This is a genomic window from Algoriphagus terrigena DSM 22685 (genome assembly GCF_000429445.1).
GTDB lineage: Bacteria > Bacteroidota > Bacteroidia > Cytophagales > Cyclobacteriaceae > Algoriphagus > Algoriphagus terrigena.
The window spans coordinates 1-16,104 of the sequence record NZ_AUBW01000020.1 but is presented as its reverse complement, the minus strand read 5'-3'; the positions used below and the strand labels follow the sequence as shown (position 1 = coordinate 16,104).

The window sequence follows — 16,104 nt, the reverse complement described above, 5'->3', positions numbered from 1 at the left end:
TTATTTAAAAGATACTTGTACGATAGACTTCTTGATTTCTGAGAAAGGGAAAAGAATTTCCTCTTCCGTGGCTTTTTTCCCCTTTTCTTTCTGTTTCACCAGCAACTTCACATTTTCCGAATCTATCCCGATTAATTTACCAGTCACATCAGTCCCGGAGGCCAGAGTCAATTTCAGTTCGCGGCCGATATTTTTCTCATATTGCCTCTTGCTGCTGAGCGGATGGTCAAGTCCTGGAGAAGAGACTTCAATCACATAGGCTTCTCCGATCATTTCTTTGGCCTCCAACTCTTCAGACACCGCACGGCTCACTTTGGAGCAAGCCCGAATGGTGACCCCCTGATCTGCGTCGATTAGAATCAAAAGCTTGGTTGTCCCGGCTTTTTCTTCCACTTTCACCTCTACTACAAAGTGGGATTCATCCGGAAGATGCTTTTCCACCAACTCTTCGATAGCTTGCCTCAGTTCAGTCATAAGTAAGAATAATGAAAGAGGGGACTTGTTGTCCCCTCCAGAAACTTTCGAATACGGTGCAAAAGTAATAGAAAGAAATCCGAAATGCAAAACACAACGCCCTATTACAAATAGAATAGCATATAAATGAGCGCGATCAGGGGCTCCCACGAATTGCCAAACGAATCGGAAAAATTTGTCGCAAAATCGTAACATCTGGACCTCCCTCCAAGATCGTCCAGCGTCGCAGCCGATTCACGGACGGAATCGGCAGAGGAATTAGGTGTCAGCCACCACAGCAATCGAGCTCAAGGAGGACTATCTTTTTGAGTTACAACCCGAGAAATCATTTACCCCTGGGGAACAAAAAAAACTTCATTATCCGAGTTTTGTCGATATAAGATAATAATTTTGCCGACCCGCGTTTAAAAACGGTACTCAGGTACTATCTTAAACATCAGACTCCAACAAAAAGCCAATCAATCAGTATAAAATGGGATTATTTGATTTTTTCTCTAGTGATATAGCCATTGATTTGGGTACCGCAAATACCCTGATCATTCACAAGGATAAAATAGTGGTGGACGAACCCTCCATCATTGCCATCGATAAGACAACCAACCGCGTGCTTGCAGTCGGCCGAGAGGCGATGAACATGCACGAAAAGACTCACGAAAACATCAAAACCATCCGTCCTCTCAAAGACGGTGTGATTGCAGACTTCTTTGCAGCCGAGCAGATGATTCGCGGATTGATCAAGATGATCCCGGGGCAGAAGAAAGGCATGTTTCCCCAATCTCACCGGATGGTGATCTGTATCCCGTCCGGGATTACCGAGGTGGAAAAAAGGGCTGTCCGCGACTCCGCCGAGCATGCTGGCGCCAAGGAGGTCTATATGATCTATGAGCCGATCGCTGCGGCAATCGGTATCGGGATCGACATCGAGAAGCCCATGGGTTCTATGATCGTGGATATCGGAGGCGGTACCACAGAGATCGCTTTGATCGCGCTGTCCGGCATCGTAGCCGATCAGTCTATCCGCGTGGCGGGAGATACCTTCACCAAAGACATCCTCGACTACATGCGCCGACAGCATAACTTGCTGATCGGAGAGCGGTCTGCAGAAAAGGTGAAAATCGCCATCGGATCCGCATTGACTGAGCTGGACGAAGCTCCAGACGATTACGAAATCAGAGGCCGCGACTTGATGACCGGTATTCCAAAGGTCATCAAGGTATCCTATTCCGAGATTGCTTTTGCATTGGACAAGTCAGTATCCAAGATCGAAGAAGCTGTGTTGAAGGCCTTGGAGATCGCGCCACCGGAACTTTCTGCGGATATCTATGACAACGGAATTCACCTGACAGGCGGTGGAGCCTTGCTCAAAGGTCTCGACAAAAGACTGCATCAAAAGACCAAACTGCCGATCCACATCGCCGAAGATCCACTGAGAGCGGTCGTGAGAGGCACAGGCACTGCCCTGAAAAATATCCAAAACTTCCGAACCGTCCTGATGACTTAAGTACTGAATGCTACGCATCCTCCAGTTCCTTTACCGAATAAGAGCCTTTATCTTATTCGTTTTTCTTGAAGTGGCGGCAGTCTGGATGATTGTCTCCAACAATTCTCCACAGGGTGCAGCTTTCTTCAACAGTTCCAATGCGCTGGTAGGCTCACTACTGAAGCAGCAGGCAGACGTGGTTCAGTTTTTTTCTCTCGCTGAGGTCAACGAAGCCCTGACCGATGAAAATGCCGAAATCCTTGAGAAACTTCTGGCGCTCCAAGTCCCGGCAGACAGTATGCCGATCCCCTTGGACTCGGCTTTTGCTGCTACTTATCAGTTCAGGGGAGCCCGCGTGATTGGCACTTCCCTGAGATTTTCGCAAAACTACCTGACGCTGAACAAAGGTGCCAAAGACGGCATCAAACCCGGGATGGGTATCTTCAATCCGTACGGTGTAGTCGGCCGGGTGAAGTCAGTTTCAGAAAATTACTCGGTGGCGTTTTCTTTGCTCAATACCGGCTTGATGATTTCTTCCAAGATCAAATCCACCGATGTATTTGGCTCTGTGCAATGGGACGGAAAAAACTCGACTGAAGCCCGTTTGCTCTTCGTACCCCGGCACGTCGTCGCGACAGCGGGAGACACGGTGGTCACTTCCGGGTTCAACGCGGTCTTTCCTGAAGGGATTCACATCGGCATCATCTCCAATGTGGCACCGGACGAAAAAGATCCAAACTACCTCAATCTGACTGTCAAACTAAGTACGGACTTCAGCAAGGTCAGCTACGTGTACCTGGTAGAAAACACCCAATTCAACGAACTGGATTCGCTTCACCGCCAATCTGAGATAAGCAATGAATATTAGAAATCTGATTTCCTACCTGCTGCTGATCATTTTCCTCGGAGTGGTTCAGATCTTCTTTCTAAAAAACCTCGCGCTTTTTGGGGTTGCATTTGCGTTCGTTTATCTGCTTGGAATCTTGGTTTTGCCGATTTCTATCCGAACCGTCCCCCTGCTTTTTATAGCCTTTGCCCTGGGGTTTCTGATCGACCTGTTCTACGAGACGATCGGGATGCACACCGCTGCGGCTACCTTTCTCGCCTTTGCCAGATCCATCTGGCTGCGGTCGATCAGCCCGACCGGCGGCTACGCAGAGATGGAAGAGCCATCGCTTGCTGAGATGGGATTTGGATGGTTTTTAAGCTATTCGTTTCCTTTGATTTTTGGCTATTCGCTCGTCTTCTTCACTGCTGATCAGTGGGGGACGGGAGGCTTGTGGAGTATCCTGAACAAAAGCCTTTTTTCCTCCATTTTCACCTGCCTTTTGGTTATACTTGTGCAACTACTGTTCTTCAAACGCAGAAGGGGAATCTGATGAAATCGAGCATGCCGTCGTCGCTAGAAATTGGGATAAATATCATCCATGCGAGATTCTCCCGAAGAAAAATCGGGACAGGCTATGTGGCCTTTGAGCAACAATGATAACCACATGAAATCGAGCATGTCGTCATCGTCAGAAACCGGGATGATCTTCCATGCGGCCTTTGAGAAAGAATTTTAATCACATGAAATCGAGCATGGCTCAGGCGTCACACAAAGCGGTGACAGTAATACATGCGAAGATTCTCCCGAGAAAAAATCGGGACAGGCTATCTGACCGTTAAAAAACAAATTGTAAACAGGTGAAAGACCAAAGACCCGTAGTCATCCTCATCTTTATTTTCTTGGTGAGCATCGTATTGCTTGTCAAGCTGTTCATGATCCAAGTGGTGGACGACAGCTTCATGAAAAGAGCTGAAAGCAACGCCATCCAGCGGATCGTGGATCACCCCTATCGTGGACTGGTGAAAGACCGGAACGGAAAGTTGCTCGTGTTCAACAATCCGATCTTTGACGTGATGATCGTGCCCAAAGAGTTCAAAGTCGGAGATACGGCGCGGTTCTGCGAACTTTTCAAGATCTCCAAGGAACAGTTTATCGAATCGTATACCGCTGCGCGAAAGTATTCCTCGGTGAAGCCTTCCACCCTGATCAAGCAATTTTCCACCATGGATTTTGCGAGAATCCAGGACTTTTTGGTCGATTATCCGGGTCTCTTCATCACCACACGATCCGTACGCTCCTACCCCAACGCCACCGCCGGGCACGCACTGGGCTATATCGGAGAGATCAGCGCCGGACAACTCGAGCGAGACACGCTGAAATACTATGCACAAGGCGACTATGTAGGCTTGAGTGGTTTGGAGCGCTACTACGAAAATGACCTACGGGGTAAAAAAGGCGTCAAGTACAAGATGGTCAATGTCCGCGGCGTGGACAAAGGCCCGTTCAAAGACGGGGAGTATGATACCGCATCCGTAGCCGGAAAAAACATCACCTCCACCATCGACATGGATCTCCAGCTCTATGGTGAAATGTTGATGGCCGGAAAAACCGGATCGGTGGTAGCCATCGAGCCAAAAACCGGCGAGATCCTGGCAATGATCTCCGCTCCCAACTACGACCCAAATGGATTGACCGGTGCAGAGTTTTCCAAAAACTACCGAAAGCTAAATAACGACCCGAGCATGCCGCTTTTCAACCGGCCGATCATGGCGATGTACCCTCCGGGTTCCATCTTCAAGATTGTCCAGAGTTTGATAGGCCTTCAGGACGGTATCTTATTTCCTGAGACGACCTTTGCCTGCAACAAATCGCTCGTAGCCTGCCACAACCACCCCAGTCCCGTCAATCTATTCGGTGCCATCCGAAACTCCTGCAATCCCTATTACCACCAGGCTTTTAGAATGCTTATCAACCGTGAGGTCTCTTCCAACACCTTCAAAGACACACAAATTGGACTGGATGCCTGGCGGGAAAAAGTCATGAAATTTGGTCTGGGGAGTGCCTTGGGAGTGGATATGCCCAATGAGAAAAAGGGGTCCATCCCCTCCAGCCAGTACTACGACCGGGTATACGGAGCAGGACATTGGAAATACTCCACCATCTATTCACTGTCCATCGGTCAGGGTGAGCTGATGGTCACTCCGCTCCAGATGGCCAATCTGTCGGCGATTTTTGCCAACAAAGGGTACTATTATACCCCTCACCTGATCAAGGAAGTGGATGGTGATCCAACTCAGATCCCTGCAAAATATCAGGTCAAGCATGAGGTAGGAATCGACGCCCACCATTTTAACTTGATCCAGGATGCCATGGCCGAGGCCATCTACGGTACGGCCGCCCGGGCCGTGCTGAAAGACATCACCATCGCCGGCAAGACCGGTACCGCCCAAAATCCGCACGGAGAGGACCACTCGGTATTCTTTGCTTTCGCACCTAAGGAAGATCCAAAGATCGCCATCGCGGTCTATGTGGAAAATGCCGGCTGGGGTGGACGTGCAGCTGCCAGTACTGCATCGCTGATGATTGAAAAATACATCCGTGGCTCGATCACAAGGCCTGCGCTCGAGGAATATGTGCTCGCCGGAAACTTCATCTACTAATGAGAGAATCTGACATCCATATCAATCGGGTAGACTGGGTCACCGTACTAATATATTTTTTACTGGTCATGATCGGCTGGTTCAATATCTATGCTGCCGTGTATGACGGCCAAGCCGAGAAAAGCATCTTTGACTTTTCGATCAACTCGGGAAAACAACTGGTCTGGATCGGTACGGCCATCATGCTGATCACGATCATCATGGTAGCCGATCCCCGCTTCTTTGAGAATCTATCTCTTTATATCTACTTGGTATTCTTGGCTTTGCTGGTGATCACCCCCTTTGTCGGCAAGGAGGTCAATGGCCAGACACTAACCATCGGATTCGGCGATTTTAGGATCCAGCCGGGAGAGTTTGCAAAATTTGCCACGGGTCTTGCGCTGGCCAAAGTCATGGAACGGCCGACTTTTGACCTTTCCAAAAAGAACTACCAGCTGATTGCCTTCGGCGTGCTTCTCTTGCCGGTGATCCTGATCCTCCTACAGCCGGACACGGGTACCGCGATGGTGTATTTTGCGCTGCTTTTGATGTTTTACCGGGAAGGCCTGCCTTCTATTTACTACATCTTGGGATTTGGGCTTACAGCCGTTGTCCTATTGGCATTGGGGATCGAAAACAACCTTTTCCTTGCTGGAGCCATCGTGTTGGTAGTCGTGGCGCTCATCTTTCTGGGAAAAAGGACTTGGCAACGGATTGTTGCTTTTTCACTGATCGGACTCGGTCTGATTGCTCTGATCTATTCGATTGACTTTGTGGTCTCCAAGCTTCCCGAACACCAACAGAACCGGGTCATGGTACTCTTTAACCCTAACTTGGATCCACTCGGAGTGGGGTGGAACGTGACCCAATCCAAGATCGCCATCGGATCGGGTGGTCTTTTGGGAAAAGGCTACCTCGAAGGAACCCAAACCAAATTTGACTTTGTACCCGAGCAGCACACCGATTTTATCTTCTGTACGCTTGGTGAGGAATTTGGCTGGGTAGGTAGCTTGGTCGTCATCTCTCTTTTTGTAGCGCTACTCTATCGGTTGGTCATCATGGCGGAGCGCCAAAAGACGCGATTCACCAGGATCTATGGCTATAGCGTCGTGTCGATCATCCTTTTCCACTTTATGGTCAACATTGCGATGACCATCGGTCTGTTTCCGGTCGTCGGCATTCCCCTGCCCTTCTTCAGCTATGGGGGATCTTCGCTTTGGTCATTTACCGTGTTGCTCTTCATCTTTATCAAGATGGATTCCTCCCGGGCGACTCAGCTTGGACGATTGGGGTGATAGCAGAGTTCAGTTGGCAGTGGGCCAGTGATCAGTTTGCAGTGTACAGCAGTCAGTCCTAGTCCAGTCTTTGTGAGAGGCTGTTTTTTAGAGTTCCAGTGCCTTGAAGCAATTCCGTACCTACCTCTCAGTCCGCATATTTTCTGTAGACTAGCTGCATAAACTCCCGCACCACGTCCGAGTTGGCATCCCAACCTAATTCTGAGACATATCTGGAGTTGATCAGGTCAACGGCGGCATTGAAGGACCCCGCCTCGTCGATTGACTTGAGCGCATGGCGGAGCAAGTCTGCGTTGCCGTCAAACAACTCCTTGGTAAACATAAACCGCTGATTCAGCGCCAGGCTTTCGGATAGCTCGCCTACGATTCCGGCCATTCCTTTGTAAGATTCGGAGGCAAAATGTCGCTTCAGCTTAGCTCCATCCAGTTGAGTCCCGTTACTTGAGGGACTGCTTTTGGTAGCAGAGGCAGATTCTACTACCGGCTTTGCTACCGTCGGCTCAGCCATTACCGGCGTCACAGTTCGAGCTGGCTCAGCCATTTCCACCTGCTCAAAGAAGGAGGATTCATTTTCCGCCACAGGTACCGGCTTCGGCTCTACCCTGGCAACCTCTGCTCCATCGACCAGGTACGAGTCCAAGTCAAAGGCCTTTACATCGCCCAGGGTTGCCAAGAGCAGATTCACAGACTCGAAGGAGTCCTTCATCACCTGATAATTTGCCGAAATTGCTCTCAGATAGGAATCCGAATCGTGTCCAAAGCCGGTCTTATCGATCAGGAAAACCACGGCTTTGTCGTGCCACTTGTAGTATTTCTTGTTTTCTTTTAGGTAGTCGTTGATCTTTCCCTGAGGGGCTTTGCTGACTTCTTTTTGATAAAACGCAACCGGATCGGTCGCTACAAATATCGCCTGCTCCACCGCTATCTTCACCAAAGGCTCCAAGTTGGATCGCTCGACTTTGATCCTGCGCGAAAGCACATTCATAAACTGCGTCAGCGCTTCGTGCACAGCAATATCACGGTAGTCGAAGTAGGGGCTACTTTTGAGCTTTGCGAGCTCTTCCTGCCAAAGTTCAAACAGACTCTTGATGATAAAAAAATTGACCTGGGTACTGCTCGTCAGCTGGATGATATCCTGACCGGTGATAAATTGCCGGTTGGAGAAAAATCGCCCGCAAACTGTCTGCGCATACTCTTTGGAATAATTTTCTAAATAATTGCTGTTAATTTGAACTGTCATGGGTGGGTCTTGTTTTCAAACACAAACGAATAAATGCCCCGAATCGTCATTCAAAACCTCGGAAATCTTACGATTGAGTCGGAACAGGTAGATTGTAAAGTTATCGAAATAATTCATCAAAACGGCACGGACTGGATGCATGCCTGCGGGAAAAAAGGCCGGTGTACGACCTGCAAGATGATCGTGGTCCGCGGCGCTGAAAACCTCAGTCCAGAGACCGAACCCGAGCTGGTCTATCGTAATCAAAACCGGCTAAGGTCCAACGAGCGTCTTTCCTGCCAAAGCCAACTTATGAAAGGAGAATTGACTGTCCGGGTAGCCGAAGTCAACAAATTCCCCCATTTAGCCTACACTGAGTAGATCATGTTTATAGAACCGTCCCTGAACAGTCGCAGACAATCCGAACGAAAAGGACAGATCGAGGTCATCTGTGGCTCCATGTTTTCGGGAAAAACCGAAGAGCTGATCCGACGGCTTACCCGGGCCAAACTGGCCAGGCAAAAGGTGGAAATCTTCAAGCCCTCCGTTGACAAAAGATACCATGATTCGGACGTAGTCTCCCACAACGAGAACACCATCCGATCCACTCCGGTCCATTTTGCGGGTGACATCCTGCTGCTCACGGGAGATTGCGACGTGGTCGGCATCGACGAGACGCAGTTTTTCGATGAGGAGATCGTCCACGTCGTGCAGTTGCTTGCCAATCAGGGAAAACGGGTGATATTGGCCGGCTTGGATATGGATTTCGAGGGAAAGCCCTTTGAACCGATGCCCCGGCTGATGGCAATTGCGGAATACGTGACCAAAGTTCACGCGATATGCATGAAGTGCGGTGAGCTGGCGGCATTTTCTCTCAGGCTTTCGAGTGCCAAAGAAAAGGTCGTCTTAGGCGAAAAAGAATCCTACGAGGCCCGCTGCCGCAAGTGTTTTTTGGAAGACAAGAAGTAGGAATGCGGATGAGGAATGTTCTGGATTGGAAAATTGAAAGATTGGAAAATTGGAAAATTAGGTGTGGGGAGATGAGATGTCCAATCTCGAATCTCAAATCTCAAATCTCTAGTCTGTAATCCCATGATCCGAAAAACTTCCGGAATTGTGCTCAGTTCGATCCGTTACAAGGACACGAGCATCATCGTGAAGATCTTCACCCGGGAACTCGGACTCAAATCCTACCTGGTCAACGGCGTGAGGACCATGGGAAAAGGCTCTAAGATGGCACTTTACCAGCCGCTTACTTTGCTGGACCTGGTCGTCTATGACAAGGAAAATGCGGGACTCAATCGAATTTCCGAAGCCAAACTCAGGCAAGCCCACCAGCGGATTCCTTTTGAATTTAGCCGTACGAGCATCGCGCTCTTCATCACAGAGGTGATCAGCAGGAGTATTTATGAAAACTACCAAAACGAAGGGCTTTTTGATTTCCTTCAGGAAAGTGTCGTATTTCTAGATCAGCAGGACACCAAGCTGTCTGTCTTTCCGCTCGTTTTTCTGATCGAAAATGCCGCCTTCTTGGGTTTTTCACCCGAGGATGCAGGGGGATTTATTGCCGAGTCCAAAAACCAACCTTTCAGTCAGGCGGAATTGCCCGTCACCATCAGCTACCTGAGAGTACTACAGAGCGAAAAGTACCGAAGCCAGGTGAAAATCCCGATAGCGCTCAGAAGAAAGCTGCTCGATCACCTGTTGGATTTCTATGCCGAGCACCTTGACAATCCCAGCCTGTTCAAATCGCTGACCGTCATCCGCCAGCTGATGGAGTGACGACCCCGGGAGTTTTGACAAAATTTGTTATCAGATTGTCCGCTGAAGCTGTTGTCTAGTCTATTGCTTCTTGTTTCTTTTCGCTAGCGTCCTGTTTCTCACTTCTCGATACTAATGTGTTGATACTTGATACTATTATCCTGCTATCTGATACTGAGTCACAATCCCTAATCCAAATCCCCTGACTTTCAAAAACCTGCGTTGAAAAACAAAAATTTGTTAAATCCATCTACATCGGTTAATATTGTGCCATCACCGTGTATGTGCAAGTCAGCCCGCTTTGACTTGAGCTTTTCCTGCAGACCTTTTTTGCTCAGAAAAACATCCACGATCCCAAGAACCGCATACTACAATATCTTATTTATCTCATACCCTCTTTATGTATAACATAGAAGAACTCAGAATCAGGCTATTATCTGAACTGAAGGAGATTGCTGAGGAGCTCGGAGTGAAAAACTTCAAAAGTCAAAAGAAAGACGAGCTCGTCTACGCAATCCTTGACCAGCAGGCCATCACCCCGGAGCAGGCCCTCCCTAAGAAAAAGCCATCTGCAGTGGAAACACCTCCCACAGAAGCAGAAAACACCTCCCCTCCCCCCGCTCCAAGCACCACCCCGACACCTACAGCAGAAGATCCTGCCGAATTCAAGCCGAAGTTTAGAAGACAAAACGTAACTGAAGTACCGCCTGCTCCTGCAGCCGAGAAAACAGAAACCACCAATCCTGAAGCTCCCGCAGAACCAAAGCCTGCCAAGCCGGAATGGAAGCAGAAAAGAGAAGAACGGCCAAGCTTCGAAAAAAGGGAGCCTAGACCAGCACAGGAACGACCTGCCCAGGAAAAAAAAGAAGCTCAACCGGAAAAGGCCGAAGCACCCGCCGGTGAGGAGCCAAAGACTTTTAGACCACGCCGGAGAGCTTTCGAAGAAGTGGATGTCGCCGCAAATACCGGCACCGAAACGCCTGCCAGCCCCAGCCCAGCTGCACCGGTAGAAGCTTCTGCTCCAAGACACGACGCAGAGATAGAATTACCAAAGCGCAAAAATTTCAGATCTCCGGATGAGGTCATGGCACCGGCTGCGGAGACTTTTCACAATCCCAACCGCAAGAAACCTTTCGTAAGCCCGAGAGAATTTGACGGAGTCATCGACAACGAAGGCGTACTCGAAATCATGCAGGAAGGCTACGGCTTCCTCCGCTCCCTGGATTACAACTACCTGGCTTCTCCGGATGATATCTACGTATCTCCAAGCCAGATCAAGCTGTTTGGCCTGAAGACCGGTGACCACATCAAAGGCTCCATTCGTCCTCCAAAAGAAGGCGAGAAGTATTTTGCACTGTTGAAGATCGCGACCTGTAATGGCAAGACCACAGACGAAATCCGTGACCGTGTTCCTTTCGAATACCTCACACCACTTTTCCCTGAAGAAAGATTAAACCTTTCCACCAAACCTGACGGCTACTCTACCCGAATCCTGGATCTCTTTGCTCCAATCGGAAAAGGCCAGCGGGGGATGATCGTGGCGCAGCCAAAGACCGGAAAGACGGTATTGCTGCAGCAGATCGCCAACGCCATCACCAAAAATCACCCGGAAGTACACCTGATGATCCTGCTGATCGACGAACGTCCGGAAGAAGTTACAGACATGGCCCGTTCGGTAAAGGCTGAGGTAATCTCCTCCACCTTTGACGAGACGGCAGACCGCCACGTGAAAGTATCCAATATCGTATTGGAGAAAGCGAAGCGTATGGTCGAAGTCGGTCATGATGTGGTGATCCTCTTGGATTCCATTACCAGACTTGCCCGCGCCCACAACACCGTGGTACCAAGCTCAGGCAAGATCCTCTCAGGCGGTGTGGATGCGAACGCACTTCACAAGCCAAAGCGTTTCTTTGGTGCAGCTCGAAATGTCGAGAACGGCGGCTCACTGACGATCATCGCAACGGCACTGGTAGAGACCGGCTCCAAGATGGACGAGGTAATCTTCGAAGAATTCAAGGGTACGGGCAACATGGAACTGGCGCTTGACCGCAAACTTGCCAACCGAAGAATCTATCCTGCGATCGACGTCTTGGGATCTGGTACCAGAAGAGAAGACCTGCTCATGGACAAGGAAGAGATGCAGCGCGTGTGGATCCTCCGCAAGCTGATGAGCGATATGAACTCTCAGGAATCAATGGAATTCCTCCTCAACAGAATGAAGGGAACCCGCGACAACGCCGAGTTTTTGATCAGTATGAATGGGTAAGGCTCATTTTTAAAAATAAACAGATAGCCCCCTTGGTTTGAGCAAATCAAGGGGGCTTTTGTTTTTACGGCATAATTCGTTCAGAGACCTTAATTACCGTTTGTTTTAACTAAATATGAAATGTGTTTTCCTGTAATCGATCTACATTATTTCGTGAACTTATTTCGGTTTAGAAATAGACTACTTATCTTTGCGCGCCCTTAATAGCTTAATCACTAACCATTTGGGTTCCCCTAACCCTAAAAACTTAACACTACTTGATGAGAAGTAAATTCAAACTACTTCTTCTGGCTATTTTTTGCGCTTTTTTCTCCGCGACGGAGGTGAATGGACAGTGCACTGCCTGCGACGTAACTATCGTGGGAAACAACAGCCCAAGCCAAACGATTCAATCAAATAACGTCGTCTGTGTTTCAGGAAACCGAACCACCTCCATCCCAGTCCAAAATTTGAATAACATTACGTTGTGCATACATCCCGACGCCACAGTTAATTCAAATCTTCTCACAAATATTGGCTCTCTGAAGGCCGTAAACAACTATGGCACTTTTGTACTTTCCAATCAGCCCAACCAAAATAACTGGATTGTAAGCAATTTTGGGACAATGTCCCTGACGACAAGTCTCAACAGTAATGCGTCAATCTACAACTACGCCACGTTAAATGTTTCCAACAATCCTGATATCAATGGGAGCTTAATAAGTTTCGGTTCCTTGAACGTAAACGGGAATATCAGATTCCAGAGCAATACCGGAGCGATTATTTCAGGTACTGCAACGATTTCGGGACAGCTCGAAAACAACTCTTCAATCTCTCTCGCCGGAGCGCTAACCGCGGGCTCTCTCAAGATGGGTGGGGGAAAAAAAATCGAAGCATTAAATGCCAACCAATGCAACTCTATCACGGTCTCGGGAGAGTTCTATTCAGACGCAAACCAGGGCATTACAGGCAACAATCTTAACTATGCCGGAACTGGCTCCGCTCTGGTTGTCAATAAAATGCCGACGGGAAATGCCAATCCCAAACTGTCCGGGGGCGCAACTGTCGGCTCCTGCCCTGCGGTAGATTGCCTGACCTCACGAGTAATCACCACAAGCAATGGATTCGATATAGTCTACATCTACAAATGTTCAGATACGTTTGTTTTGCCTAGCCTATTAGAAGGAGAAGAACTTTTAGACATTCAAGTGTTGGCCATTGGCGGTGGTGGTGGCGGTGGATTCGGAGATGCAGCTGGAGGTGGCGGAGCCGGAGCGATTACATACAGGAACGATCTTTCGATCATCCCTCTCCAACCTTATGACGTGATTGTCGGCAGAGGAGAATTAGGCGCATTCAATGGAAATATGCCCGGGCTCAATGGCCAGTCTTCAGATTTTAACAGTTCGATGCTGGCTTTAGGCGGTGGCGGCGGCGGATCCACGAATTTCAACAATGGAAACGGAAACTCGGGGGGCTATGGTGGGGGTGGCGCGTTTAACGGATCTTCCAATGGAAATGGCGGTGTATCGCAGGCAAACAACTCCAACAAAGGCGGAAATGCCGGAAACTCGGGAAATGGAAACCAACGGTCTGGAGGCGGGGGCGGTGGTGCGTCGGGTCCAGGAAATAATGGAAACGGCAATAGCGGGGGCAACGGGTCCAATGGAGCATTAGTCGCCACCAGCTGCACCAATTGTAATTCCTTTTCCGGTATTCTACTCGATGTAGACCAAAGCTTCTTGTCTTCAAATGGAATCAGGACTGTACTGGCAGCCGGCGGAGGCGGTGTAGGCAGCAATCCCGGCCAGGGAAACGGCGGCGGGATACCCTCCGCTGGCAATGGTGGCTCCTCGATAGGAGGAAATGGAAACCGAAGCGGAAAGGGAAATAACGGTTTAAAAAATACCGGTTCCGGAGGAGGAGCAGGCCGGGACGGCGGCGGAAGCGGAGGGGATGGAGTGGTCATTATCAGGATCACCTACCGGATCTTGCCGGTTGAATTTCTAAATTTCACCGCTGCATTTCAAAGTGAAGATCGTTCCGGAAACCTGAGATGGACGATTGGAAAGGAATGGGAAAACTCCCATTTTGAGATTGAGAGAGCGGTTAACTCCATTAAAACCTGGGAAAAAATCGGGGAGGTCGAGGGGCAAGGCTTTTCTGAAAAGCCCGTGGACTACACGTTTGACGACCTCGCATTACCACTCTCAGGAGGCACGTTTTTTTATCGTATCAAGCAGGTAGACTTCGATGGAGACTACACCTACAGCATCACCCGATCGATTCAGGTAGCACCTTCCAAGACAAACGAATCTTGGAGAGCCTCTCCTAATCCCAGCAACACAGGTTCCAGAATCCAGATAGACCTGCTCCATCCGGAACGGTATAATGATGAGAAAATCGCCATTTCCCTCGTCAACCAAATGGGCAATGCCAGAAGTGCGGAATCAGATTCTCCGGAGCATATATCGTCCTTCGTCTCAGAATGGCTGCGAGATTCCCCTCCGGGGATGTATGTAGTCCATATCCAATGGGGTGCCCACAGCGAGCAGATCAAGTTGCTCAGGAGGTAACTGCTGCCATAAACCCTGAATTCACATACTGGCAGCCGAAAACGAATTCGCTATACGCAACAAAAAGACTAGAGGCCTTCTTTTGAGTATAGGTTATTCTTAATTCTAAACCTATGCTGGAGTTCTCCACAAAAAGCCGGCTTGACCTGGAAGCCCATCGCTTTTTGTCAAAGATCTGTATCAGAAAGATTTTCAGCCATTTGTGATAGCCATGAATTTAATTTCGTAGTGCAGCGTCTGGTGACTGTACTTTGTTTCGCCCCTTTTAGCAATATCCCAGAAAAGCAGCATCTTTGTTTCCGGTAAAATATTTTTGGCAGAAAAACGAAACAATATTTTATCCTGTTTCAAACAATGAACTATTAGTTCGATTTTACAAGAAATATAAAATAATATTCTAGATAAGCCGCTTCTTTAAGATCACCTCGTATATCTAAAAATGTAAGGATTAACCAATTCGCAGCACCCCCAAAAGATGATAAGTGTCTAGGCTTGATTACCAGAAGATTAGGCAAGATAAATTTCTTGAAAAAATTCACCGTCAGGAAATTTTTGTATATTTGAAATACGTTTTTATGTTTATAAAAAGCAAATGAATCCAAGTAGAGCATAATGAGGAGAATATTACTCTTCGCCTTTTCACTTTTTCTGATTCTTATCGGCTGGGAGGCGTATGGACAGAATCCAAGAATCGTAACTACAGGATCTTCATTTACTGTCCCTGCGAATACAAAAGCCATGAAAGTAGAAGCTTGGGGAGGCGGGGGATCTGGAGGCAGAGACAGCGGAGGAGGAGGAGGTGCCGGTAGCTATTCAAGATCTTCCATTTCAGCTCCATTTGCAGCTTCTTATCCCTATGTAATTGGTGCTGGCGGCATTGCGAATGGAGCGAATGGAGGTGCCACGACTTTTGGCACTGGCCCTTTGGTTTTAGCAAATGGTGGAACTGCTGCTATTACCCCTAGTGGCGGCGGTGGTGGTGCCGCAGGGACAGGTAATGAAGTAAGTTCTCCAGGTGGAAATGGAATTAATGGAGTTGCAAACGCGGGTGGAAATGGCGGAAATTCACCAAATGGCGGACTAGGAGGATCAGGCGGATCAAATACCGGTAATTCGGGAACAGCTGGTACTGCCCCTGGTGGGGGTGGGGGTGGTGCCGGAAAAAATTCAAATACAAATGCTTCTGGTGGATTAGGCCGAATTAGAATTTCCTATATAGCACTTACCTCCGCTACCAATTCAGACGCTCAGACGGTTTGTTCGGGAAGTTCTATAACAACCACCACCTATAGTATTCCCACTGGATCCCCCACAGTTAATGTCACTAATCTACCCACAGGAGTGACATTTTCCCATAACAGCGGCACAGGTACGATTTCAATTTCAGGAAACCCTACAACCTCCACCACTTATACTATTTCACTTACAACATCTTATGGCGTTTCTTTAGCGACAACAGGATCAATTTCTGTTAACCCAATTGCCTCAATAATCAACATGGCCACCACCGTTTGTAGCGGAGATGCATTTTCCCTTACTCCGGCCAACGGTACCAATGGCGTTATTCCAGCGGGCACAACCTATGC

Annotated in this window: 13 protein-coding genes; 11 read left to right on the top strand and 2 right to left on the bottom strand. The window is 48.6% G+C overall.

The window, feature by feature from the left end:
* Positions 1–474, bottom strand: a complete 474-nt coding sequence (locus G459_RS0117610) for a ribosome maturation factor RimP (RefSeq protein ID WP_026968817.1) — start codon at positions 472–474, stop codon at positions 1–3.
* Positions 475–946: 472 nt separating this feature from the next.
* Here G459_RS0117610 and G459_RS0117605 point away from each other — a divergent pair, with 472 nt between their 5' ends.
* The 5 genes from G459_RS0117605 to rodA all read left to right on the top strand — a co-directional run bounded on the left by G459_RS0117605 (position 947) and on the right by rodA (position 6,717).
* Positions 947–1,975, top strand: coding sequence for a rod shape-determining protein (locus tag G459_RS0117605; RefSeq protein WP_026968816.1), 1,029 nt, complete (start codon positions 947–949; stop codon positions 1,973–1,975).
* A 7-nt stretch (positions 1,976–1,982) separates the two neighbouring features.
* The gene (gene mreC, locus G459_RS0117600) at positions 1,983–2,822 is read left to right on the top strand and encodes a rod shape-determining protein MreC (protein WP_026968815.1); all 840 of its coding nucleotides are present in this window, start codon (positions 1,983–1,985) and stop codon (positions 2,820–2,822) included.
* Entirely contained in the window at positions 2,812–3,333 is a 522-nt protein-coding gene (locus G459_RS0117595) for a hypothetical protein (RefSeq protein WP_051315289.1), read from the top strand. The genes mreC and G459_RS0117595 overlap by 11 nt, the downstream gene beginning before the upstream one ends.
* A gap of 307 nt (positions 3,334–3,640) precedes the next feature.
* Positions 3,641–5,443 carry a penicillin-binding protein 2 gene (gene mrdA / locus G459_RS0117590; protein WP_026968813.1) on the top strand — a complete coding sequence of 601 codons (1,803 nt, stop codon included), beginning with the start codon at positions 3,641–3,643 and terminating at the stop codon, positions 5,441–5,443.
* A complete protein-coding gene (rodA, locus tag G459_RS0117585) occupies positions 5,443–6,717 on the top strand; it encodes a rod shape-determining protein RodA (protein WP_026968812.1) in 1,275 nt (424 codons plus the stop codon). Before mrdA ends, rodA begins: the two co-directional genes overlap by 1 nt.
* 127 nt (positions 6,718–6,844) lie before the next feature.
* On the opposite strand, the gene G459_RS0117580 is transcribed toward rodA, so the two are convergent.
* Entirely contained in the window at positions 6,845–7,957 is a 1,113-nt protein-coding gene (locus tag G459_RS0117580) for a hypothetical protein (RefSeq protein WP_026968811.1), read from the bottom strand.
* Between the two features lie 33 nt (positions 7,958–7,990).
* Here G459_RS0117580 and G459_RS0117575 point away from each other — a divergent pair, with 33 nt between their 5' ends.
* From G459_RS0117575 to G459_RS29910, 6 genes are all read left to right on the top strand, one after another.
* On the top strand, positions 7,991–8,317 hold the full coding sequence (locus G459_RS0117575; protein ID WP_026968810.1) for a 2Fe-2S iron-sulfur cluster-binding protein: 327 nt from the start codon (positions 7,991–7,993) through the stop codon (positions 8,315–8,317).
* Positions 8,318–8,320: 3 nt separating this feature from the next.
* Entirely contained in the window at positions 8,321–8,905 is a 585-nt protein-coding gene (locus G459_RS0117570; RefSeq protein ID WP_026968809.1) for a thymidine kinase, read from the top strand.
* Between the two features lie 123 nt (positions 8,906–9,028).
* Positions 9,029–9,718 carry a DNA repair protein RecO gene (recO, locus tag G459_RS0117565; RefSeq protein ID WP_026968808.1) on the top strand — a complete coding sequence of 230 codons (690 nt, stop codon included), beginning with the start codon at positions 9,029–9,031 and terminating at the stop codon, positions 9,716–9,718.
* A 379-nt stretch (positions 9,719–10,097) separates the two neighbouring features.
* On the top strand, positions 10,098–11,963 hold the full coding sequence (gene rho / locus G459_RS0117560; RefSeq protein ID WP_026968807.1) for a transcription termination factor Rho: 1,866 nt from the start codon (positions 10,098–10,100) through the stop codon (positions 11,961–11,963).
* 1,187 nt (positions 11,964–13,150) lie between these two features.
* Complete coding sequence (locus tag G459_RS30640; RefSeq protein WP_425393749.1) at positions 13,151–14,518, top strand: glycine-rich domain-containing protein; 1,368 nt, start codon at positions 13,151–13,153, stop codon at positions 14,516–14,518.
* Positions 14,519–15,130: 612 nt separating this feature from the next.
* Positions 15,131–16,104 (top strand): glycine-rich domain-containing protein (locus tag G459_RS29910; RefSeq protein WP_425393747.1); only part of this gene is annotated, 974 nt, incomplete at its 3' end.